Source organism: Mesorhizobium sp. CC13, assembly GCF_039907765.1.
In the GTDB taxonomy this organism is placed as follows: Bacteria; Pseudomonadota; Alphaproteobacteria; order Rhizobiales; family Rhizobiaceae; genus Aminobacter.
The window spans coordinates 373362-395648 of the sequence record NZ_JARDJI010000003.1; the positions used below are offsets into that span (position 1 = coordinate 373362).

Annotated in this window: 20 protein-coding genes; 12 read left to right on the plus strand and 8 right to left on the minus strand. The window is 65.7% G+C overall.

Annotated features, from left to right (window positions below):
• Window positions 1-121: 121 nt before the first annotated feature.
• Complete coding sequence (locus tag PV773_RS07695) at window positions 122-2431, minus strand: Tex family protein (protein WP_347965771.1); 2310 nt, start codon at window positions 2429-2431, stop codon at window positions 122-124.
• Between the two features lie 308 nt (window positions 2432-2739).
• On the opposite strand from PV773_RS07695, the gene PV773_RS07700 reads away from it, so the two are divergent.
• On the plus strand, window positions 2740-3087 hold the full coding sequence (locus PV773_RS07700; RefSeq protein ID WP_347965772.1) for a DUF423 domain-containing protein: 348 nt from the start codon (window positions 2740-2742) through the stop codon (window positions 3085-3087).
• Here PV773_RS07700 and PV773_RS07705 read toward each other — a convergent pair.
• The gene (locus PV773_RS07705) at window positions 3084-4496 is read right to left on the minus strand and encodes an XRE family transcriptional regulator (protein WP_347965773.1); all 1413 of its coding nucleotides are present in this window, start codon (window positions 4494-4496) and stop codon (window positions 3084-3086) included. The two genes, PV773_RS07700 and PV773_RS07705, sit on opposite strands and share 4 nt — an antisense overlap.
• Before the next feature lie 166 nt (window positions 4497-4662).
• On the opposite strand from PV773_RS07705, the gene PV773_RS07710 reads away from it, so the two are divergent.
• From PV773_RS07710 to scpA, 4 genes are all read left to right on the plus strand, one after another.
• Window positions 4663-5244 carry a biotin transporter BioY gene (locus PV773_RS07710; protein WP_347965774.1) on the plus strand — a complete coding sequence of 194 codons (582 nt, stop codon included), beginning with the start codon at window positions 4663-4665 and terminating at the stop codon, window positions 5242-5244.
• On the plus strand, window positions 5244-6776 hold the full coding sequence (locus PV773_RS07715) for an acyl-CoA carboxylase subunit beta (RefSeq protein ID WP_347965775.1): 1533 nt from the start codon (window positions 5244-5246) through the stop codon (window positions 6774-6776). The genes PV773_RS07710 and PV773_RS07715 overlap by 1 nt, the downstream gene beginning before the upstream one ends.
• 11 nt (window positions 6777-6787) lie before the next feature.
• Window positions 6788-8791, plus strand: a complete 2004-nt coding sequence (locus tag PV773_RS07720; protein ID WP_347965776.1) for an acetyl/propionyl/methylcrotonyl-CoA carboxylase subunit alpha — start codon at window positions 6788-6790, stop codon at window positions 8789-8791.
• Between the two features lie 187 nt (window positions 8792-8978).
• Complete coding sequence (gene scpA, locus PV773_RS07725) at window positions 8979-11120, plus strand: methylmalonyl-CoA mutase (RefSeq protein ID WP_347965777.1); 2142 nt, start codon at window positions 8979-8981, stop codon at window positions 11118-11120.
• A 123-nt stretch (window positions 11121-11243) separates the two neighbouring features.
• Here scpA and PV773_RS07730 read toward each other — a convergent pair whose 3' ends face one another.
• From PV773_RS07730 to PV773_RS07740, 3 genes are all read right to left on the minus strand, one after another.
• Window positions 11244-12023 carry a Bax inhibitor-1/YccA family protein gene (locus tag PV773_RS07730; RefSeq protein ID WP_347965778.1) on the minus strand — a complete coding sequence of 260 codons (780 nt, stop codon included), beginning with the start codon at window positions 12021-12023 and terminating at the stop codon, window positions 11244-11246.
• Window positions 12024-12220: 197 nt separating this feature from the next.
• On the minus strand, window positions 12221-14719 hold the full coding sequence (locus PV773_RS07735) for an ABC transporter permease (RefSeq protein WP_347965822.1): 2499 nt from the start codon (window positions 14717-14719) through the stop codon (window positions 12221-12223).
• A gap of 268 nt (window positions 14720-14987) precedes the next feature.
• A complete protein-coding gene (locus PV773_RS07740) occupies window positions 14988-15695 on the minus strand; it encodes an ABC transporter ATP-binding protein (RefSeq protein ID WP_347965779.1) in 708 nt (235 codons plus the stop codon).
• A gap of 65 nt (window positions 15696-15760) precedes the next feature.
• On the opposite strand from PV773_RS07740, the gene PV773_RS07745 reads away from it, so the two are divergent.
• Both PV773_RS07745 and thpR read left to right on the plus strand, forming a co-directional pair.
• Window positions 15761-16387 (plus strand): arylesterase, encoded by a 627-nt coding sequence (locus tag PV773_RS07745; protein WP_347965780.1) that lies wholly within the window; start codon window positions 15761-15763, stop codon window positions 16385-16387.
• Between the two features lie 152 nt (window positions 16388-16539).
• Window positions 16540-17136: an RNA 2',3'-cyclic phosphodiesterase gene (gene thpR, locus PV773_RS07750; RefSeq protein ID WP_347965781.1), complete on the plus strand. Its 597-nt coding sequence runs from the start codon at window positions 16540-16542 to the stop codon at window positions 17134-17136.
• On the opposite strand, the gene PV773_RS07755 is transcribed toward thpR, so the two are convergent.
• Window positions 17040-17558 (minus strand): low molecular weight protein-tyrosine-phosphatase, encoded by a 519-nt coding sequence (locus PV773_RS07755; protein WP_347965782.1) that lies wholly within the window; start codon window positions 17556-17558, stop codon window positions 17040-17042. The genes thpR and PV773_RS07755 overlap by 97 nt on opposite strands.
• Before the next feature lie 70 nt (window positions 17559-17628).
• Between PV773_RS07755 and PV773_RS07760 the strand changes: the two genes are divergently transcribed.
• The 3 genes from PV773_RS07760 (at window position 17629) to PV773_RS07770 (ending at window position 19108) form a co-directional block, all read left to right on the plus strand.
• Window positions 17629-17925, plus strand: coding sequence for a 4a-hydroxytetrahydrobiopterin dehydratase (locus tag PV773_RS07760; protein ID WP_347965783.1), 297 nt, complete (start codon window positions 17629-17631; stop codon window positions 17923-17925).
• Between the two features lie 62 nt (window positions 17926-17987).
• Window positions 17988-18353: a YkvA family protein gene (locus PV773_RS07765; protein ID WP_347965784.1), complete on the plus strand. Its 366-nt coding sequence runs from the start codon at window positions 17988-17990 to the stop codon at window positions 18351-18353.
• Between the two features lie 251 nt (window positions 18354-18604).
• On the plus strand, window positions 18605-19108 hold the full coding sequence (locus PV773_RS07770; protein ID WP_340038615.1) for an invasion associated locus B family protein: 504 nt from the start codon (window positions 18605-18607) through the stop codon (window positions 19106-19108).
• Between the two features lie 88 nt (window positions 19109-19196).
• On the opposite strand, the gene PV773_RS07775 is transcribed toward PV773_RS07770, so the two are convergent.
• A complete protein-coding gene (locus PV773_RS07775; protein ID WP_347965785.1) occupies window positions 19197-19526 on the minus strand; it encodes a DUF1294 domain-containing protein in 330 nt (109 codons plus the stop codon).
• A gap of 145 nt (window positions 19527-19671) precedes the next feature.
• On the opposite strand from PV773_RS07775, the gene rlmN reads away from it, so the two are divergent.
• Both rlmN and PV773_RS07785 read left to right on the plus strand, forming a co-directional pair.
• The gene (gene rlmN, locus PV773_RS07780) at window positions 19672-20898 is read left to right on the plus strand and encodes a 23S rRNA (adenine(2503)-C(2))-methyltransferase RlmN (RefSeq protein WP_347965786.1); all 1227 of its coding nucleotides are present in this window, start codon (window positions 19672-19674) and stop codon (window positions 20896-20898) included.
• Window positions 20895-21365, plus strand: coding sequence for a hypothetical protein (locus tag PV773_RS07785; protein ID WP_347965787.1), 471 nt, complete (start codon window positions 20895-20897; stop codon window positions 21363-21365). The genes rlmN and PV773_RS07785 overlap by 4 nt, the downstream gene beginning before the upstream one ends.
• Here PV773_RS07785 and PV773_RS07790 read toward each other — a convergent pair.
• Window positions 21346-21987 carry a LysE family translocator gene (locus tag PV773_RS07790; protein ID WP_347965788.1) on the minus strand — a complete coding sequence of 214 codons (642 nt, stop codon included), beginning with the start codon at window positions 21985-21987 and terminating at the stop codon, window positions 21346-21348. The genes PV773_RS07785 and PV773_RS07790 overlap by 20 nt on opposite strands.
• Window positions 21988-22287: the final 300 nt, after the last annotated feature.

Here is a 22287-nt window from a genome sequence, read left to right on the forward strand (position 1 = left end):
CCCGCGAAGAACGGGGAGAGGGGGGACGTCCGCGTCGCGCCTCTGCATCACCGGAGATGCCCCGGCTACGGGACTGCCGAGCGAGACGGAGACCGGGAGCCGGCCTTGACGTCCTCGCGCGTTACTTCCGCTTCATCGCCTCGAGCAGCGCCGCGCCGAACGCGCCTTGCTGCGCCGGCTTGTTCGGCTGCGGCTTGGGCGATGCAGAGCTGAACTTCATGTCGCGGCCCTTGGCGGGCACTGCCGAGCGCGGTGCCGGCTCGCCGCCATCCTTGCGCATGGTGAGCCCGATGCGCTTGCGCGGGATGTCGACCTCGACGACGCGGACCTTGACCACGTCGCCGGCCTTCACCACCTCGTGCGGGTCCTTCACGAACTTGTCGGCCAGCTGCGAGACATGGACGAGGCCATCCTGGTGCACGCCGATGTCGACGAAGGCGCCGAAGGCGGCGACGTTGGTGACGGTGCCCTCCAGCAGCATGCCCGGCTTCAGGTCCTTGATGTCGTCGACGCCGTCGGCAAAGGTCGCGGTCTTGAAGCCCGGACGCGGGTCGCGGCCTGGCTTTTCCAGCTCGGCGATGATGTCGCGCACCGTCGGCAGGCCGAAACGCTCGTCGACGAAGGCGCGGGGGTCGATGGCTTTCAGCGCCGCGCTGTCGCCCATCAGCTGGCGCACATCGCGGCCGCAGGAGGCGACGATCTTCTTGGCGACGCCATAGGCCTCGGGGTGGACCGACGACGCATCGAGCGGTTCCTTGCCGTCGCGGATGCGCAGGAAGCCGGCGCACTGCTCGAAGGCGCGCTGGCCAAGACGCGGGACCGACAAGAGGTCGCGGCGCGTGGCGAAAGCACCCGAGGCATCGCGATAGGCGACGATCGATTCCGCCAGCGACGGCCCGAGGCCGGAGACGCGGGCGAGCAAGGGCGCGGAGGCAGTGTTGAGGTCGACGCCGACGGCATTCACCGCGTCCTCGACCACCGCTTCGAGCGAGCGGCCCAGGCGATACTGATCGACGTCGTGCTGATACTGGCCGACGCCGATCGACTTGGGCTCGATCTTGACCAGCTCGGCCAGCGGGTCCTGCAGGCGGCGCGCGATGGAGACCGCGCCACGCAACGACACGTCGAGATTGGGGAATTCGGCCGCGGCGGTGGCGGAGGCCGAATAGACCGAGGCGCCGGCTTCGCTGACGATGACCTTCGTCGGCTTGGGCGCAGGCAGATCGCCAAGCATGTCGGCGACCAGGCGCTCGGTCTCGCGGCTGCCGGTGCCGTTGCCGATGGCGATCAGCTCGACCTTGTGGCGGATGATCAGCCGCGCAAGCTCGGCCTGGGTGCCGCGCACGTCGTTCTTGGGCGGGAAGGGATAGACGGTGGTGGTGTCGAGCACCTTGCCGGTAGCATCAACGATCGCGACCTTGACGCCGGTGCGGATGCCCGGATCGAGGCCCATGGTGGCGCGCGACCCGGCGGGGGCGGCGAGCAGCAAGTCCTTGAGGTTGCGCGAGAAGACGCGGATCGCCTCTTCCTCGGCCGCCTCGCGCAGGTCGCGCATCAGGTCGAGCGACAGCGACAGCGACAGCTTCACCCGCCAGGTCCAGCCGGCGACCTGCATCAACCACTGGTCGCCGGGCAATGTCGCGCCGATCTGGTAGGCGGCGGTGATCATGCGCTCCACCGGCTTGATCGGCGAGGTGTCGTCGGCGTCGACCTCGAGGTCGAGCGACAGCACGTCTTCGTTGCGGCCGCGCAGCATGGCGAGCGCCCGGTGGCTCGGCACGCCGGCCCAGCGCTCGGAATGGTCGAAATAGTCGGAGAACTTGGCGCCCGCCTCCTGCTTGCCGTCGACGACGCGGGCGCGCAGCACCGCGCGCTCCTTCATGTGGCCGCGCAGGCGGCCGAGCAGGTCGGCGTTTTCCGAGATGGCCTCGGCGACAATGTCGCGCGCGCCTTCGAGTGCGGCCTTCACGTCGGCCACTTCGCCGCCAACATAGGCCTCGGCCAGCTCGGCCGGCACCTTGGAGCGGTCGAAGAGGATGGCTTCGGCCAGCGGACCGAGCCCGCGCTCCCGGGCAATTTCCGCCTTGGTGCGGCGCTTGGGCTTGTAGGGCAGGTAGATGTCCTCAAGCTCGGCCTTGGTCGTTACGGTAGCGATACGAACCGCCAGGTCGTCGGTCATCTTGCCCTGGCCGGTGATGGATTCGACGATCGCGGCGCGGCGCGCCTCAAGCTCGCGCAGATAGGCGAGGCGCTCGGAGAGATCGCGCAGCTGGGTGTCGTCGAGACCGCCGGTGACTTCCTTGCGGTAGCGCGCGACGAAGGGAACGGTCGCGCCCTCGTCGAGCAGTCCGACGGCGGCCACGACCTGTTCGGGCTTCGCATTGATCTCGGCTGCGATGATCGCAGCGATTTTCCTGTTGTCGCCAGCCATGGAATCCTGGTGCCTGTTGAACGGGTGCGCGAACATAGTGACTGCCGGCGCGAACGCCAAACGGGCATTTTCCTGCGCCGTCTCAGGCTCCACAGAAAAGCGGCAGGGCTGCGGCAATCGGCGCGACAAACGAACGACGTTTTGCTGGGCGGCTTCCCTATGCCCTTGGGTATGATGGGGTGATGATACCCCCACCCCCTAAGCTTTTTGCGGGGACCTGGCTCGGTCGGACGCGATGCCGGACGTCCGACTCCCTCCTTGTGGGGAGGGGGGTACCTTCGCTCCACGCCTGAGAACAGGAGAAAAGAATGAATTTCGATCGGGTTCTGTTCGTCGCGGGTGCGTTGTGTGGCGCGGCCGGCGTGGCGCTCTCGGCGGCATCCAGCCATGGCGGCAGCACGAACGTCGCCGTCGCGGCCAACTTCCTTCTCATCCACGCGCCGGCGCTGCTTGCCCTGTCGCTGGTCGCCGGCGGCAAGCTGCTGCGCGCCGGCACCTTGGTGCTGATCGCTGGGCTGCTGCTGTTTGCAGGGGACCTCCTGGTGCGGGACTATCTCGGGCAGCGGCTGTTCCCCTTCGCGGCACCCGTCGGCGGGGCCGGCATGATCCTCGGCTGGCTGACGTTGGCCCTCGGCGGGATTTTCGCCGGGCGCTAGCCGATCCGGTATGGCAGCGGGTGACGGACGTCCTTGTCGATCACCAGCCGGCGCTTGAGCGGCGGAATGGCGCGCTGCTGGCAGTTGGTGCGCTCGCAGATGCGGCATGAGATGCCGATGGGATCGAAGGCGGTCTTGCTGCCGAGCTCCAGCCCGTCGGCATAGACGAAGTCCTGCGCATAGGCGACCTCGCAGCCGAGCGCGATGGCATAGCGCCGGTGCGGTGCGTTGAATCCGACGCCGCCCTTGGAGATCTCCGTCGCGATGCAGAGGTAGCGTACGCCGTCAGGCGTCTCGGCCAGCTGGCGGATGATGCGCCCCGGAGCCTCGAAGGCCTGGTGCACGTTCCACAGCGGGCAGGCTGCGCCGAAGCGGGCAAACTGCAGCTTGGCCGCACTATGGCGCTTGGTGATGTTGCCGGCGCGGTCGATGCGGGCGAAGAAAATCGGCACCCCCTTGAAGCCCGGGCGCTGCAGGGTGCTCAAGCGATGCGCGACCTGCTCGATCGAGGCGCCGAAATGGGCGGCGAGCAGTTCCAGGTCGTGGCGCAGCTCCTGCGCCGCCTTCATGAACGCCTGGTAGGGCAAGGTCAGCGCCCCGGCATAATAGTTGTGCAGGCCCATCTTGCAGATCTCGACCGCCTCGTTGGTGCGGAAATCGGCGGAACGCGCGATCTTTGCAACCTGGGCCTCCATCTCCATTTCGGCGATCTGGAAGGCGATCTGGAAGCTTCGTGTCGCCACGGGCGAATAGGGGTTGAGGAACAGGACGCCGGATTTGGGGTCGAAGCGCCTGAGCGCGTCGTCGCCCGCGTCGGCGCGAGCGATACGCACGCCGTGGCGACTTTCGAGATATTCGCTGAGCGCCGCATAACTGTCACGTCCGCCGATGCCGAGCTCGCCGGCCAGCCGCTCGGCCGCCACGTCGAGCCCGTGGATGTAGTTGTCGACGAAGTGGAAGAAGTCGCGCACCTCCTCATAGGGCGTCGGCTCGGCGAAACTCGCGCTCCTGCCCAGAGTGTCGTCCAGGCTCGCCAGCTGTTCCGAGTTGCGGCGATAGGCCTGGTGGGCCGAGATCAGCGCCCGGGCGAAACCCGGCGCGTTCTGCGTCACCAGCTTGAGCTCCTGCAGGTTCGGCGCATAGTTCTCGAAGATCGGGTCGGACAGCGCCTCGGTCAGGGCCGACAGCAGCCGGTCGCTGTCGCCCTGCGAGATCTCGGCGATGTCGATCTGGAATTTCTCGGCGAGCGCCAGGAGCACGGAGGCCGAGACGGGGCGCTGGTTGTTCTCGATCTGGTTGAGGTAGCTCGTCGAGATGCCGATGCGTTCGGCGAAGCTCTGCTGCGTCGCCTTGTTGGTCTCGCGCAGCTCACGCACCTTGCGGCCGATATAAAGTTTGCGGGTCGCCATGTTTGCAATTTCGCAATTTTCAGTTCTCGAATTTGTACATTACGCTTTTGCACATTTTCAACGGTTTTCCGGAAGCCGACTTGAGCGTAATGGGCGCTATTCGCTCCTTGCCGTGGAAGTGGCGAGGAGCCATTATTTTTCAACCTCATAGTGCGGGAGAAAGCCCATGACGCTCTACCAGGTGGTTGCCGACAGGCCGACAGGCCGGCTCACCCCGGCGGATGTCGTGGCCGTCATCGCCGGCTCGCTGCTGCTGACGCTGTCGGCTAAGGTCCAGGTGCCTTTTTATCCCGTGCCGATGACCATGCAGACGCTTGCAGTGATCGGGCTCGGCTTGGCGCTCGGCCCGGTGCGCGGTGCCGCCGCCGTGGCGCTCTATCTCGCTGAGGGCGCGCTCGGCCTGCCGGTCTTCGCCGGCACGCCCGAAAAGGGCATCGGCCTCACCTACATGATGGGCCCGACCGGCGGCTATCTGCTCGGCTACATTTTCGCTGCCCTGCTTGCCGGCTGGCTGGCCGAGCGAGGCTGGGACCGCAACGTTTTCACCGCCATGGCCGTGGCATTGATCGCCGGTGCCGTGATCTACGTGCCCGGCCTCTTCTGGCTCGGCAGCGTCATCGCCTGGGACAAGCCGGTGCTGGCCTTGGGGCTTTTCCCCTTCATCCCCGGTGACATCATGAAGGCCGTGTTGGCCGCCGTCGCCTTCCCCGCCGCATGGAAGTGGCTTTCCGCAAAGGGCATGAACTGATGCGCGCCGTTCTCGAACAACTGGAAGACCGCCGCACCGAAGCCCGCCTCGGGGGTGGCCAGAAGCGCATCGACGCCCAGCATGCCAAGGGCAAGCTGACCGCGCGCGAGCGCATCGACGTCCTGCTCGACGAAGGCTCCTTCGAAGAGTTCGACATGTATGTCACCCATCGCACGACCGAGTTCGGCATGGCCGAGCAGAAGGTGGCGGGCGACGGCGTGGTCACCGGCTGGGGCACCATCAACGGCCGCCTGGTCTATGTCTTCTCGCAGGACTTCACCGTGCTCGGCGGCTCGCTGTCCGAAACCCATGCCCAGAAGATCTGCAAGATCATGGACATGGCGGTGCGCAACGGCGCCCCGGTCATCGGCCTCAACGATTCAGGCGGCGCCCGCATCCAGGAAGGCGTCGCCTCGCTGGCCGGCTATGCCGACGTGTTCAAGCGCAACGTCGACGCCTCCGGGGTGATCCCGCAGATCTCCGTCATCATGGGTCCCTGCGCCGGCGGCGCGGTCTATTCGCCCGCCATGACCGACTTCATCTTCATGGTGCGGGACAGTTCCTACATGTTCGTGACCGGTCCCGACGTTGTGAAGACCGTCACCAACGAGATCGTCACCGCCGAGGAGTTGGGCGGCGCCCGCACCCACACGTCGAAGTCCTCGGTCGCCGACGGCGCCTACGAGAACGACATCGAGGCGCTCGAGCAGGTGCGCCTGCTGTTCGACTTCCTGCCGCTCAACAACCGCGAGAAGCCGCCGGTGCGGCCGTTCCACGACGACCCGGCGCGGATCGAGAAGCGCCTCGACACGCTGATCCCAGACAGCGCGACAAAGCCCTACGACATGAAGGAGCTGATCCTGGCCGTCGCCGACGAGGGCGATTTCTTCGAGATCCAGGAAGCCTTCGCCAAGAACATCATCACCGGCTTCATGCGCATCGAGGGGCAGACCGTCGGCGTCGTCGCCAACCAGCCAATGGTGCTGGCCGGCTGCCTCGACATCGACTCGTCGCGCAAGGCGGCGCGCTTCGTGCGCTTCTGCGACGCGTTTTCGATCCCGATCCTGACTTTGGTCGATGTGCCGGGCTTCCTGCCGGGCACCGCGCAGGAGTATGGTGGCGTCATCAAGCACGGCGCCAAGCTGCTCTTCGCCTATTCGCAGGCGACCGTTCCCATGGTCACGCTGATCACGCGAAAAGCTTATGGCGGCGCCTATGACGTCATGGCCTCCAAGCATATCGGCGCCGACATCAACTATGCCTGGCCGACCGCCGAGATCGCCGTGATGGGTGCCAAGGGCGCGACCGAGATCCTTTATCGCTCGGAACTGGGCGACGCGGAAAAGATCGCCGAGCGCACCAGGGAGTACGAGACCAACTTCGCCAATCCGTTCAAGGCGGCCGAGCGCGGCTTCATCGACGAGGTGATCATGCCGCATTCGTCGCGCCGCCGCATCGCCCGCGCCTTCGCAGCCCTGCGCGGCAAGAAGGTGGATGCGCCGTGGAAGAAGCACGACACGATACCGCTGTGAGCAGGTCAAAGATGTTCAAGAAAATCCTCATCGCCAATCGCGGCGAGATCGCCTGCCGGGTCATCAAGACCGCCCAAAAGCTCGGAATCGCCACCGTCGCGGTCTATTCCGACGCCGATCGCGAGGCGCTGCATGTGAAGATGGCCGACGAGGCCGCCCGCATCGGGCCTGCGCCGTCGAGCCAGTCCTACATCGTCATCCAGAAGATCATCGACGCCATCCGCCAGACCGGCGCGGACGCGGTGCATCCGGGTTACGGCTTCCTGTCGGAGAACCCTAACTTCGCCGAGGCGCTGAAGGGCGAGGGCGTCGCCTTCATCGGCCCGCCGCCGGTCGCCATCGAGGCGATGGGCGACAAGATCACGTCCAAGAAGATCGCAGCCTCGGCGGGCGTCAACACCGTGCCCGGCCACATGGGGCTGATCGAGGGCGCCGACGAGGCGGTGAAGATCGCCAATTCGATCGGCTATCCCGTCATGATCAAGGCTTCCGCCGGCGGCGGCGGCAAGGGCATGCGCATCGCCTGGAACGATGCCGAGGCGCGCGAGGGCTTCCAGTCGTCGAGGAACGAGGCCAAGTCGTCCTTCGGCGACGACCGCATCTTCATCGAGAAATTCGTCACCCAGCCGCGCCACATCGAAATCCAGGTGCTGGGCGACCAGCACGGCAACCTCGTCTATCTCGGCGAGCGCGAATGCTCGATCCAGCGCCGCAACCAGAAGGTCATCGAGGAGGCGCCGTCGCCCTTCCTCGACGCCGCCACCCGCAAGGCGATGGGCGAACAGGCCGTCGCGCTGGGCAAGGCCGTCGGCTACTTCTCGGCCGGCACGGTCGAGTTCATCGTCGACGGTGACCGCAACTTCTACTTCCTCGAGATGAACACCCGCCTGCAGGTCGAGCACCCGGTGACGGAATTGATCACCGGCATCGACCTGGTCGAGGAGATGATCCGCGTCGCGGCCGGCGAGAAGCTGCGCTTCACCCAGGCCGACGTGAAGCTGAACGGCTGGGCGATCGAAAGCCGCCTCTACGCCGAGGATCCCTACCGCAACTTCCTGCCGTCGATCGGCCGGCTGACCCGCTATCGCCCGCCGGTCGAGGGCAAGCGCGACGACGGCACCGTGGTGCGCAACGACACCGGCGTCTTCGAGGGCGGCGAGATCTCGATGTATTACGATCCGATGATCGCCAAGCTCTGCACCTGGGCGCCCGATCGGGCCGCCGCGGTCGAAGCCATGGGCCGCGCGCTCGACGATTTCGAGGTCGAGGGCATCGGCCACAACCTGCCGTTCCTGTCGGCGGTCATGGACCACCAACGCTTCCGCGCCGGCGCGCTGACCACCGCTTTCATCGCCGAGGAATATCCCGATGGCTTCTCGGGTGTCGCGCCCTCGGAGGCCGATGCCAGGAGGCTCGCGGCGGTCGCGGCCCTGATCAACCTGTTCGTGCAGCGCCGCGGCGCCCAGATTTCCGGTGCGCTCGCACATCACCAGCGCCCCGTGGGAGCCGACTGGGTGGTCACGCTGGCCGGCTTCACCCTGCCGCTGCGGATCAACGAGGGTGGCGACGGCACCGTCGTCGAGTTCGACGACGGCACGTCGCTCGCAGTGTCGAGCGACTGGCTGCCCGGGCACCTGCATGCCAACTTCGCAGTCGGCGGCACCTCCATCGGCGTCAAGATCTCGCGCTCGGGCACCGGGTGGCGCCTGCGCTGGCGCGGCATGGACGTGGTCGCGCATGTGCGCAGCCCGCGTGTCGCCGAACTGGCGAAGCTGATGCCGGTGAAGCTGCCGCCCGACACCTCGAAGATGCTGCTCTGCCCGATGCCGGGCGTAGTAACTTCGGTGCTGGTCAAGGAAGGCGATGTCGTCGAGGCCGGCCAGTCGCTGGCGACTGTGGAGGCGATGAAGATGGAGAACGTGCTGCGCGCCGAGCGCAAGGGCGCGGTCAAGCGCATCGCCGCGGCGGCGGGCGAGAGCCTCGCCGTGGATGAACTGATCATGGAGTTCGAGTGATGGACGCGCAAAGCACCCCCACTCCGGTTTGCTGCGCAAACCACCTCTCCCCCTGCCCGGGGGAGAGGAACTCGAGTTCTGCCAACTCGCGGCGTTCGCGATTAGAGTTTCCTCTCCCCCGGGCAGGGGGAGAGGTGGCCCGAAGGGCCGGTGAGGGGGTGATTTCGCCCGTTTCCAGGAGGCCTCAATGACCGACAAGCCAAACATCGTTTCCTGGAAAAAGCTCGCCGAGCGCGAGATCAAGGCGTCGCCCGACACGCTGACCTGGAACACGCCCGAGGGCATCGAGGTCAAGCCGCTCTACACGGCCGACGACCTCGAGGGTGTTGGCCATCTCGGCTCGTTGCCGGGCTTCGAGCCGTTCCTGCGCGGGCCGCGCGCCACCATGTACACCGGCCGCCCGTGGACGATCCGGCAATATGCCGGCTTCTCGACGGCGGAGGCCTCCAACAACTTCTACCGCAAGGCGCTTGCCGCCGGACAGCAGGGCGTGTCGGTCGCCTTCGACCTTGCCACTCATCGCGGCTACGACAGCGACCATCCGCGCGTCGTCGGCGACGTCGGCAAGGCGGGTGTGGCGATCGACTCCGTCGAGGACATGAAGATCCTGTTCGACGGCATCCCGCTCGAGCAGATTTCGGTGTCGATGACCATGAATGGCGCCGTCATCCCCATTCTCGCCAACTTCATCGTTGCCGGCGAGGAACAGGGCGTTTCACGTGAAAAGCTGTCGGGGACCATCCAGAACGACATCCTCAAGGAGTTCATGGTCCGCAACACCTACATTTATCCGCCCGAGCCCTCGATGCGCATCGTCGCCGACATCATCGAGTACACGGCCAAGGAAATGCCGAAGTTCAACTCGATCTCGATCTCCGGCTACCACATGCAGGAGGCCGGCTCGACGCTGGTGCAGGAACTCGCCTTCACGCTGGCTGACGGGCGCGAATATGTTCGTGCCGCACTGAAGAAGGGTCTCAACGTCGACGATTTCGCCGGCCGGCTGTCGTTCTTCTTCGCCATCGGCATGAACTTCTTCATGGAGGCCGCCAAGCTACGCGCCGCGCGGTTGCTCTGGTCGCGCATCATGACCGAGTTCGAGCCGAAGAAGGCTTCGTCGCTGATGCTGCGCACCCATTGCCAGACTTCCGGCGTGTCGCTGCAGGAGCAGGATCCCTACAACAACATCGTCCGCACCGCCTTCGAGGCAATGTCGGCGGCACTCGGCGGCACCCAGTCGCTGCACACCAACTCATTTGACGAGGCCATCGCGCTGCCGACCGAATTCTCGGCCCGCATCGCCCGCAACACCCAGCTGATCCTCCAGCACGAGACGGGCGTGACCAAGGTCGTCGATCCCCTCGCCGGGTCCTATTATGTCGAGGCCCTGACCAACGATCTTGCGGAAAAAGCCTGGGCGCTGATCGAGGAGGTGGAGGCCATGGGCGGCATGACCAAGGCGGTCGCCTCCGGCCTGCCCAAGCGCCTGATCGAGGAAGCGGCGACGCGCAAGCAGGCGGCCATCGACCGCGGCGACGAGGTCATCGTCGGCGTCAACAAGTACCGCCTCGAGCAGGAAGACGAGATCGACATTCTCGAAATCGACAACTCCGCCGTCCGCCAGGCCCAGATCGCCCGCATCGAGCGCACGCGCCGCCAGCGCGACCCGAAGCGCGTCGAAGAGACACTGTCAGCACTGGAGAAGGTGGCGCGCTCGGGCGAGGGCAACATCCTCGCCGCCGCCGTCGAAGCGTCGCGGGCCCGCGCCACCGTCGGCGAAATCTCCGACGCCATGCGCCGCGCCTTCGGCGACCACGCGGCAGTTCCTGAGGTGGTTGAGAACGTCTACGGCAAGGCCTATGACGACGAGCCGGAGTTCCGGACGCTGGTATCGCGCCTCGAGCAGTTTGCCGGTTCGCTGGGCGAGAAGCCGCGCATCATGGTGGCCAAGCTTGGCCAGGACGGCCACGACCGTGGCGCCAAGGTGATCGCTTCTGCCTTCGGCGACATCGGCTTCGAGGTTATTGCAGGGCCGCTGTTCCAGACCCCGCAGGAGGCCGCCGACACGGCGATTTCGTCCAAGGTGCATGTGGTCGGCATGTCGTCGCTGGCGGCCGGCCACAAGACGCTTGCCCCGCAACTGGTCGAGGCGCTGAGGGCCAAGGGCGCGGACAACGTCATCGTCGTGGTCGGCGGTGTGATCCCCCGGCAGGATTACCAGTACCTGATCGACCATGGCGTGGCCGCCGTCTTCGGTCCGGGCACCAACGTGCTCGACGCCGCGCGTGCCGTGCTCGACCTGATGGAAGGCAAGCGTCGCAACCAGTGAGCGGCGCGGCTACGCCGATCAAGCAGCCTGCGATTGTGCTCGAAACGAAAAAAAGAGGCCCCGGTTTTGCCGGGGCCTCTTTTCATTGCGGCCGGGGTGATCCGACCGAAATTCGCTTGGCTGTTACTCGCGGTTGCCCAGGAACGACAGCAGGAACGAGAACAGGTTGATGAAGTCGAGATAGAGCGTCAGCGCGCCCATGATCGCCTTGCGGCCGGCAACGAGCACGTCGTCGCCCTCGAAATACATCTCCTTGATCTTCTGCGTGTCGTAGGCGGTCAGGCCTGCGAACACCAGCACGCCGATCGCCGAGATGGCGAACTGCAGGGCCGACGACTGCAGGAAGATGTTGACCACCATCGCGATCAGGATGCCGAACACGCCCATGATCAGGAACGAGCCCATGGCCGTCAGGTCACGCTTGGTCGTGTAGCCGAACAGCGACAGCGCGCCGAAGGAGGCAGCGGTCACGAAGAAGGTCTGCACGATGCTCGCGCTGGTGTAGACCAGGAAGATCGACGACAGCGACAGGCCCATCAGGCCGGCGAAGACCCAGAATGCGGTCTGCGCGCCGGAGACGCTCATCGATTGGATGCGGGCACCCAGGAAGAACACCATGCCGAGCGGCGCCAGCATGACGACCCACTTGAGCGGCGAACCATAGAGTGCCACGCCCAGGCTGGTCAGCATCTTGCCGTTGCCCAGCGTCGCAACCGCGGTCGCGGGGTCGTTGGTCGTGGCCAGCATCATCGTGGCGAGCGCGGCAAAGCCGGTGATGGCAAGGCCCAGGCCCATAAGGTTGTAGACCTTGAGCATGTAGGCGCGCAGGCCTTCGTCGATCGACGCATCAGTGCGGGCACCGGTGGTCGCCATGCGCGTCTGGTAATTTCTGAAGTCAGACATGGTTTCCTCTGTTGCTTCTGCCCCGTCGGGTGTCGGGTGGAGAACCCAGGCGCCGCTGGCGGGACTCCAGCATGCCTGCGGCGAAATATGATGCTTCTTTCGGGCCAGAACAAGGCCCGTAACCGTCTGAAACCCAGCGTGAGGGCACATTTCTCATACAAATGTATTTGAGAATCGTTTTCGACAAGCCCTCTTATCTATTCGGTCCGCAGCACCGGTGCGGCCTTGTGTCCCAGCACGCGCCAGGTGCCCACGAGGCCGAAGCCGACCGTCAGAATCAGCGCCGCGGCGATCGTCGCCACTGCAACCTCGGGCAGAAACTGCGACGGCAGCGTCATGATGCGGGCGACGACGAACCAGGCCGCCACCCCACCGGCGGCGAGCGCGAAGACGGCGGTGGCGAGGCCGATTAGCATGTATTCAAGCGAAAACGCGGCGATCAGCGTCCGGCGCGTCGCGCCGAGCGTCTTGAGGATGACCGCGTCGTGGATGCGGGCGCGATTTCCCGCAGCGAGCGCCCCGGCCAGCACCAGCACCGAAGCGATCAGCGCCACGCCTGCCGCGGCACGGATCGCCGTGCCGAGCTGGGCGACCAGACGGTTGACCACGTCGAGCGCATCCTTGACCCGCACCGTGGTGATCGCCGGATAGCTGCGCGTCACCGCGTTGAGGATGCGCGATTCCTCGACGGGTGACGCCTTGGCCTCGGTCAGCGTTGCGAGCCAGCTGTGCGGTGCGCCGGCAAAGGTGTTCGGCGAGAACACCATGACGAAGTTGATGCCCATCGATTCCCACTGCACCTCGCGGAAGCTGGCGATCTTCGCGGTCACGTTGCGGCCCAGCACATTGACCGTCACCGTGTCGCCGAGCTTGAGGCCGAGTTCGCGCGCCTCCTGCGCCGAGAACGACACCAGCGGCTCGCCGGCATAGTCTGCCGGCCACCATGTGCCCTGCGACAGCGTCGAATTCTCCGGGATGTTCTTCGCATAGGTCAGGCCGCGGTCGCCGCGCAGCACCCAGGCGCCTTCCGGCGGCACGTTGAGCTTCTGCACCTCGGTGCCGTTGAGCGCCATGACCCGGCCGCGCAGCATCGGCACGCGCACCAGCTTGCCGCCGGGGGCTTCCTGCTCGACCAGGCTGGCGAAGGCGTCGACCTCGCCGGGCTGGATGTCGACGAAGAAGAAGTTCGGTGCCCGCTCCGGCAGGCTGCCGGCGATCTGGCGGCGCAGGTTGCCGTCGATCAGCGCCAGCGTCACGAGCAGCGTCAGCCCCAGGCCGAGCGACAGCACCACCGAAGGCGTCAGCGCGCCGGGACGATGGATGTTGCCGACAGCCAGCCTGAGCGCCGTCGAGCGCACGCGCGGGCTTTTCCGCGCCAGCCATTGCACGGCGAGCGCCACGGCCCTCAGCACCAGGAACGAGAAGACGGTCGCGCCCACGAAGATGGTGGCGATGCGCCGGTCGCCGGCGAACCAGATGGCGAGCATCGCCAGAACAGCGGCGATGCCCAGCGCCACAGCGACATAGACGAAGCGCGGCAGGCCGCGGCCCTCGAAGCCCATCTCGCGGAACAGGGCGGTGGCCGGCACGTCGCGGGCGCGGCCGAGCGGCAGGATGGCGAAAGCGAGCGTCACGAGCACGCCGAACAGCGCCGCGATCGCCAGCGCTGCCGGATAGACGCCCGCCTCGGCGGGTACGGGGATGACCGACTGGAGTGCAGCGCTTGCCGCAAACGGCATCATTGCACCGAGCGCGAGGCCGATGACGATGCCGAAGCCGGCGATCAGCATGATCTGGATGAGATAGACCGCAAGCACGAAGCCACCCGAGGCGCCCAGGCTCTTGAAGGTGGCGATCACGCCGCGCTTGCCGTCGAGATAGGCGCGCACGGCATTTGCCACGCCGACGCCGCCGACCACCAGCGAGGTCAGGCCGACCAGCGTCAGGAACTGTGAGAAGCGCTCGATGTTGGCCGACAGAGCCGGCGCGGCGTTGGTGCGGGTGCGTATGCTCCAGCCGGCCTCGGGGAAGTCGGCATTTGCCCGTTCGCGCACCGCACGCAGTTCAGCCTCGCTGGTGCCGGCAGGCAAACGCAGCTTGTAGGCATGCTCGACCAGGCTGCCGGGCTGGATCAGCCCCGAGGCGGTGAGGCCCTCCATGGAAACGAGCAGCCGCGGCGCGAAGCCGAAGCCGTCGGACACGGCATCCGGCTCGGTGACGAGTTTTGCGCGCAGCTCGAAGGTGGCGCCGCCTAGCATCACGCGGTCGCCGAGCTTGAGTTTCAGGCGCTCGAACAGAAGATCGGGCGCGGCCGCGCCAAAGGCCCCGGCCTTCTCGCCAAGCAGGTTGGCGCGCGGCAATGCCGGTTCGGTCACCAGTTGCCCATAGAGCGGATAGGCGTCGTCGACAGCCTTCGCCTCGACCAGCGACTGGTCGGAGCCGTCCTCCAATCGCGCCATCGAGCGCATGCCGGCATTGTGCGAAACGGTGCCGAGGCTTTCGAGGAACGCGCGTTCCTTGTCGGTCGCCTCGCGCTGGATCAGCTGAAAGCGGATATCGCCGCCGAGCAGTGCCTGGCCCTCGCTGGCAACGCCGGCAGTAATGGCGCGGGCCACAGAATTGACGCCGCCGATCGCCGCCACGCCGAGCGCGATGCAGGTCAGGAAGATGAGGAAGCCCCGCAGGCCGCCGCGCATCTCGCGCGAGGCAAAGCGGAAGGCGAGAGGCAGGTCCTTCAGCACGGGCGCGCCTGCGACCTGTCAGCCGAATTCCGCGAGGCCGGCGCCCCATTCCACCCCCCTCTGCCCTGCCGGGCATCTCCCCCGCAAGGGGGGAGATTGGCAACGTCACCGTCGCAGCTCTCCCTGAGACGTTGGCGGTTGGCAAAGGTGGCAATGAAGGCCGATCTCCCTCCTTGCGGGGGAGATGGCCGGCAGGCCAGAGGGGAGTGCGAAGAAGCGAAAATCATGCCCGAACCTTCTCAGCCAGCGGCGTCACCATCGCGGTCTCGATCCGGCCCGAGCGCATTGCCACCTGCCGGTCGCAGCGCGCGGCCAGTGCGGGATCGTGGGTGACCAGTACCAACGTCATGCCGCGTTCGGCCGCCTTGGCGAAGATCAGGTCGGCGATCTGCCGACCCGTCGCCTGGTCGAGATTGCCGGTCGGTTCGTCGGCAATCAGGATGCGCGGTTCGGGCGCCAGCGCGCGCGCAATCGCCACGCGCTGCTGCTCGCCGCCGGAAAGCTCGCCCGGGTAGTGCGTCACCCGGTCGGCAAGACCGACGGCCGCAAGCTCGCGCTCGGCAATGGCGAAGGCGTCGCGCTTGCCGGCCAGTTCCAGCGGCACGGCGACGTTTTCCAGCGCCGTCATGTTGGGGATGAGGTGGAAGGACTGGAACACGATGCCGATGTTTCGCCCGCGGAACGAAGCGATCTGGTCCTCGCTGCGGCCGTTGAGCGGTTCGCCGGCGATCGTCACCGTGCCGGAATCGACGCGTTCGAGGCCGGCCAGCACCATCAGCAGCGTCGACTTGCCGGAGCCCGACGGTCCGACGATGCCCGTCGCCTCGCCGGCGGACACGTCGAGGCTGACGCCCTTCAGCACCTGGACGGACGAGGCGCCCTCGCCGAGCGTCAGCGACACATCCCTCAGTTCGATGACGGCTTCTGTCACGGCAATTCTATCCTATATGAAAACCGGAGGGCGGGGACTGTCTTCGTCATATCGGATCTGACTTGATGGCTTTCAAACAGTTCTTTGCCGCGCTCGTGCTTGGACTTGCGGTCATGGCGGCGCCCGCCGCCCGGGCCGAACCGTTCCGCATCGTCGGCTTCGGCGACAGCCTTATGGCGGGCTTCGGCCTCGGACCCGGCGAGGGTTTTCCCGAAAAACTCGAAGCGGCGCTACGCGCCCGCGGTCACGATGTGGTGATCGCCAATGCCGGCGTGTCGGGCGACACGACCAGCGGCGGCCTGTCCCGCCTCGACTGGTCGGTGCCCGACGGAACGCAGCTGGTCATCCTAGAGCTCGGCGCCAACGACATGCTGCGCGGCATCGACCCGGCGCTCGTCGAGCAGAACCTCGACAAGATGCTGGCACGGCTCAAGCAGCGCAACATTCCGGTGCTTTTGGCCGGCATGGTCGCCGCACCCAACCTCGGCCATGCCTATGGCGAACAGTTCGGGACGATCTATCCGAAACTCGCGGAAAAATACGGCGCCACGCTTTATCCGTTCTTCCTCGACGGCGTCGCCGGCGACCGGTCGCTGCTGCTCGAGGACGGCATGCACCCCAACGCGGCCGGCATCGACCGCATGGTCGAGCGCGCCCTGCCGACCGTCGAAAAGGCCATCGCCGGCAAATGAGCCGGCCCATATGACCGGCATGCAGGGCTGCAACACTTGCCTGTCACAAACGTTGTCTATTCAGCGGCGGCTGAACAAACAGCTTGCCCGATGGGGCGATCGATGATTCGCTGAGCTTACGAATTTCGATTCGAGGAGAAGGGAGCCTGGCCATGCCGCGACTTTTCACCGCCCTCGAAATTCCGCGCGACGCGGCACTTTCCCTCTCGCTCCTGCGGGGAGGCCTGCCGGGAGCGCGCTGGATCGACGTCGAGAACTACCACCTCACCCTGCGCTTCATCGGAGATGTCGAAGGCCATGTCGCCGACGAGATCGTCGAAGCGCTCGACCGCGTCGACCGGCCCGGCTTCTCGCTGACGCTGTCGGGCGTCGGTGCCTTCGGCCAGAAGAAGCCGCATGCCGTCTGGGCCGGGGTCATCCCTTCGCCAGAGCTCATCGCCCTGCAGGCCGAGATCGAACGCATCTGCCAGCGCGTCGGCGTGCCTTCCGACCCGCGCAAGTTCTCCCCGCACGTCACCCTTGCCAGGCTGCGCAACACCAGCCCGCTCGACGTGGCGCATTATCTTTCGGCGCGCGGCAACTTCGCCACCGTGCCATTCCGCGTCGGCCGCTTCGTCTTGATGTCGTCGCGCGATTCCGTCGGCGGCGGCCCTTACATCGTCGAGGAAGCCTGGCCGCTCAACGGCGTCTCCTCGCACCCGGCGAGCCGGTCGGCCAGTGCTTCCGAAGCCTCGCGGATCATGCGGTAGACGTCCATAAAGCCGTCCTCGCCGCCATAATAGGGATCGGGAACGTCCTTCTCCGCGCCGGAGGCATGGCCGAGGAACAGCTCAATGCGCGCCGGAGAGCCTTGCGGCGCCAGCCGGTGCAGGTCGTCGACATTCGAACGGTCCATGCCGAGGATGAGGTCGAAGCGCTCGAAATCTGCAATGGTCACCTTGCGTGCCTGCTGTCCGGCGATGTCGATGCCGTGATGCGCCGCAACCGCGATCGAGCGGGGGTCGGGGGCCGAGCCGGCATGCCAGCCGCCGGTTCCAGCCGAATCGATGGCAAAATATGCCTCCAGGCCGCGTTCGGCGAGCACGGCGCGAAACACGCCCTCGGCCAGCGGCGAACGGCAGATGTTGCCGAGGCAGACGAAGAGGATCGATCTTGGCAATCCGTTGCTCATATTTTCCTGCCCCTGCCTCGGATGACCGCGCTATGCTGGCGTACGATCTCGATTAGCATGGGAGCACCAAATGGCCAGAGAGAAACTAGCACCTGCCGAGGTGAAGGAGGGATTGGCTTCGCTCGACGGATGGGTACTCGCCGGCGACGGCCTGTCGATTTCGAGGCGTTTCGAGTTCAAGAATTTCAGTGAGGCCTTCGCCTTCATGACCCGTGTCGCACTAGCCGCCGAGAAGCTCGACCACCATCCCGACTGGTCGAATGTCTACAAGACGGTCGACGTCAAGCTGAATACCCATGACGCGGGCGGGCTGACCGAACTGGATTTCAAGCTTGCCAAGCGCATGAGCGCCTATTTCGGTTCCTGAGCCGCCGACCTTGCAGCGGGGGCGACGCTTTCCCACATTTCGTCGCGAAGGAGATTGCCCAGATGGTGAAATTCCCGGGATTTGACCATTTCCGCAACGACGCGACCGGCACCGGCGCGAGCGAGAGCGAGGTGCGGGAAAAGTTCTGGCGCAAGGCCAAGGCTGTCGGCCGCCACATCCCCTTCATGGAAGAAGTGGTGGCCGGCTACTATTGCGCCATGGACAAGCAGACGCCGCTGCGCGCGAAGGGCATCCTGCTTGCCGCGCTTGCCTATTTCATCCTGCCGGCAGACACCATTCCCGACGTGCTTGTCGGCATCGGCTTCACCGACGACATCGCGGTGCTGACGGCCGCGTTCGCGGCCGTGCGCTCGCACATGACGCCGGCGCATCGGCTGGCCGCCAGGGAAGCGCTGTCGCGCGAATAGTGAGTGGCCGGAGCCAGCCCTGTTTCAGGCCGAAACGAAAAGTCAAACTCTTGCCTTGTTCGTGGTTTTCAACCCTCGAAGGGACAGGGTGCCGCGCCCGTTGCGCGGCGGTATAGGCTGCGGGCCAGCGGGCGAACGGCGCTTTTCACGGGCGATTCATCCTTTGGTAACCCAGATTAAATCAAAATGAAGCGAACGGGCGGGCGAGCTGCCAGCCTGCCTCCCGCTCCATTTGAGATACAGGAAAAGCAATGCGCGGATTGATAGCTACAATTTCGGGTCTGGTGCTGGCAGTCTCGGCAATGCCGGCGCTGGCCCAGTCGGCGACCAAGATCGGCCAGTACAATTCGTGGGGGACCTACAGCTACCAGGCGCAGAACGGCAAGGTCTGCTACGTGCTGACGGTGCCCACCGACAAGCAGCCGCCGACGCTCGACCATGGCGACATGTTCTTCTTCGTCAGCCAGCGTCCTGGCCAGAAGGTGTCGTTCGAGCCGCAGTTCATTGCCGGCTACGATTTCCAGGCGAATTCCAAGGTCACCGTCACCATCGGCGACAAGTCGTTCTCCATGTTCACCAAGGGCAGGTCTGCCTGGGTCGAGAACGCCGCCGAGGAGCCGGCGCTGATCGCCGCCATGAAGGGCGGCTCGGACATGAAGGTCGCAGCCAAGTCCGGGCGCGGCAACCCGACCAGCTATGTGTTCTCGCTCAAGGGCATTTCGGCCGCCCTGGGCTCGATCGCCACCTGCAAGTAAGCGCAGGCCGCGAACAGTTCGAAGGCCGGGCGATTTTCGCCCGGCCTTTTTGCTTGGTGCTTGCCTCTCCGCCAGGCGAACCAGGCCCTCACGAAACGACACCGGGTGCCAGGCCGAGCAGGTCCGCCAGCCATTGCGGCGCCACGAGCCAGGCACCCAACGTGGCCAGCGCCAGCGCGTGCAGGGCGGCAATGGCATAGAGTTGCGAGCGGAACGGCTCCTTGTGCGTCTTGTGGCGGAACAGGTGCTGTGCCGTCACAGCACCTAGGCTGCCGCCGGCAAATGCGAGCCAGAGCAGCGTCCTTTCGGGGATGCGCCGCGCGCCGGCGCTGGCCAGCCTCTTGTCGCGCCAGAAGGCAAGGAAGGCCGCGCCGTTGACGGCAAGCAGCGCGAGCACGATCTGGAACATGCCGGTCATGGGCGCAGCATCGCAGCTGGAATCTTAACAAGTGGCGAAGCCCAGGCGGAAATGCATGGCCGCCAAAACGTGACGCAGCGCCGGACCTGTGATATGTGGCGCCAAAATCCTACATTTGCCGATATCCGAAGCTAGCTGAGCCCGAATGACCGTTTCGCTCGACCTCACCGCCGATACCACCCGCGACGCGCTGCGCGCCACGCCCGCCAAGGGAGAGCTGATCGGCCTCACCCGCGAGGAGCTCGCGGAAGCCCTGATCACCTCCGGCGTCGTTCCCGAGCGCCAGGCCAAGATGCGCGTCCAGCAGCTCTGGCACTGGCTCTATGTTCGCGGCGTTTCCGACTTCGCCGACATGTTCAACATCTCCAAGGATCTGCGCGCCGAGCTGGCCAAGCACTTCACCATCTCGCGCCCCGAGATCGTCGAGGAGCAGATCTCGTCGGACGGCACGCGCAAGTGGCTGTTCCGCTTTCCCCCGCGCGGCGCCGGCCGCCCGGTCGAGATCGAGACCGTCTACATCCCCGAGGAAGGCCGCGGCACGCTGTGTATCTCTTCGCAGGTCGGCTGCACGCTCACCTGCTCGTTCTGCCACACCGGCACCCAGAAACTGGTGCGCAACCTGACGGCGGAAGAAATCCTGGCGCAGCTTTTGACCGCGCGCGACCGGCTCGGCGATTTCCCCGACCGCGACACCCCGGCGGGCGCCATCGTGCCGGCCGAAGGCCGCAAGGTCTCCAACATCGTCATGATGGGCATGGGCGAGCCGCTCTATAATTTCGAGGCGGTGAAGAAGGCGCTGCTGATCGCCTCCGACGGCGACGGCCTGGCGCTGTCCAAGCGCCGCATCACGCTGTCGACCTCGGGCGTCGTGCCCGAGATCTTCCGTACCGGCGAGGAGATCGGCGTGATGCTGGCGATCTCGCTGCACGCCACCAACGACGATTTGCGCGACCTCCTGGTGCCGATCAACAAGAAGTTCCCACTCAACGAGCTGATGGACGCCTGCCGCAAATATCCCGGCCTGTCGAACGCCCGCCGCATCACCTTCGAATATGTGATGCTGAAGGACATCAACGACAGCCTCGAAGACGCCAAGGCACTGGTCAAGCTGCTCAAGGGCGTGCCGGCCAAGATCAACCTGATCCCGTTCAACCCATGGCCCGGCAGCAACTACCAGTGCTCGGACTGGGAGCAGATCGAGAAGTTCGCCGACTATATCAACCAGGCCGGCTATGCCTCGCCGATCCGCACGCCGCGCGGCCGCGACATCCTCGCCGCCTGCGGCCAGCTGAAGTCGGAATCCGAGCGCCTGAAGAAGAGCGAGCGCCTGGCGCTCGAGGCGATGATGATCGCCGGACACGGCGAGGCGTGAGCCGCGTCCTCATCTATCTCGGCAAGTTCGCCCACATGGTGCTGGGCTTCCTGGCGGCGTCGCTTGCCGCCAGCGCATTCCTGAACGTGATCTTCCTCGGCGTTGCAGGCGTCATCGCGCCGGAGATCCCCGTGGAAGTGGCCCACGGCTCGCTGGTCTTCTCGATACCCTTCGTGGCGCTGTTCGTGGCCTATTTCACCTTGGTGCCGGCCGTGGTCGTGATGCTGCTCGCCGAGCTTCTGGGCAAGCGCGACTGGCTGTTCTACGCGCTGGCCGGCGGCTTCGTGGCGCTCGTCTTCATCGGCTTTGCCTACCGCAGCGGCGACGGCGGCTTCGCCTATCGCGACCCGCTGCTGCCGGTGTCGATCATCGGCAGCGGGCTCATCGGCGGCATCGCCTACTGGTTCGTCACCGGCCGCTTTGCTGGCACGTGGCGCGACCAGCCACCTACTTCGCCTGCGCCGTAAGGATCTTCAGCGCAAACGCGGAGAACACGCCGGCGAACAGATAGTCGACGATGCGGGTGACCCGCGGGCTCTTCCTGAGCAGGCCGGCGAACTTGTCGGCGGCGATCACCATCGGTGCAGTGATCGGCAGCGACAGCACGATGAACATAGCGCCAAGGAAGAACAGCTTGCCCGGCGCGTTGGTGTCGCTCGCCGAGACGAACTGCGGCAGGAAGGTCATGAAGAACAGGATGATCTTCGGGTTGAGCAGGTTTATGCCCAGCCCCGTCGCCCAGTTCTGGAAGACCGAGCGGGGCTCGCGCTTGGTGGTGTCGGGAGAAAAGGCCGACCCTTTGGTGACCGCCTGGAAGGCGAGCCAGACGAGATAGCCGGCACCGACGATCTTCAGCGCCATGAAGGCCTCCGGCGACGCGACGATCAGCGCCGACAGCCCAAGCGCTACCAGCGTGGTGTGGATGACTATGCCGGTCATGGCGCCTGCCATGCAGGCAAAACCAGCCTTGCGGCCTTCCGAAAGCGCGCGGCCGACGAACAGCGTCATGTCGGGTCCGGGCGTGATCGCAATGATGAAGGTGGCGACGGCGAACTGAAGGATGGTCGCCAGGTCTGGAACGAAGGACATGTCGGTGCCGCCGGAGAAAGGTTATTGGGGGTCAGTCGGTATTCCGACCGTAGCCGTACGCCCGCGTCTCGGGCTCATCAACAGGAAAATGCCTGTCCGGAGCGCCGCCGGGCGATTCCGACCCGGCGACGCTGAGATTGGATCAGCTCGCGAAGTAGGTCTGGGCGCCGTGGGCCTCTATCGGTTCGGCGAGACGGCCGAGCGCGAGCATAGACTGCCAAAGATCTATGTGAACCGAGGCCGAAATCTCATCGCAAGGCTGTGCTAGGCCGAGTGGTCCAGCGGCAGGTTCCTTTTGGT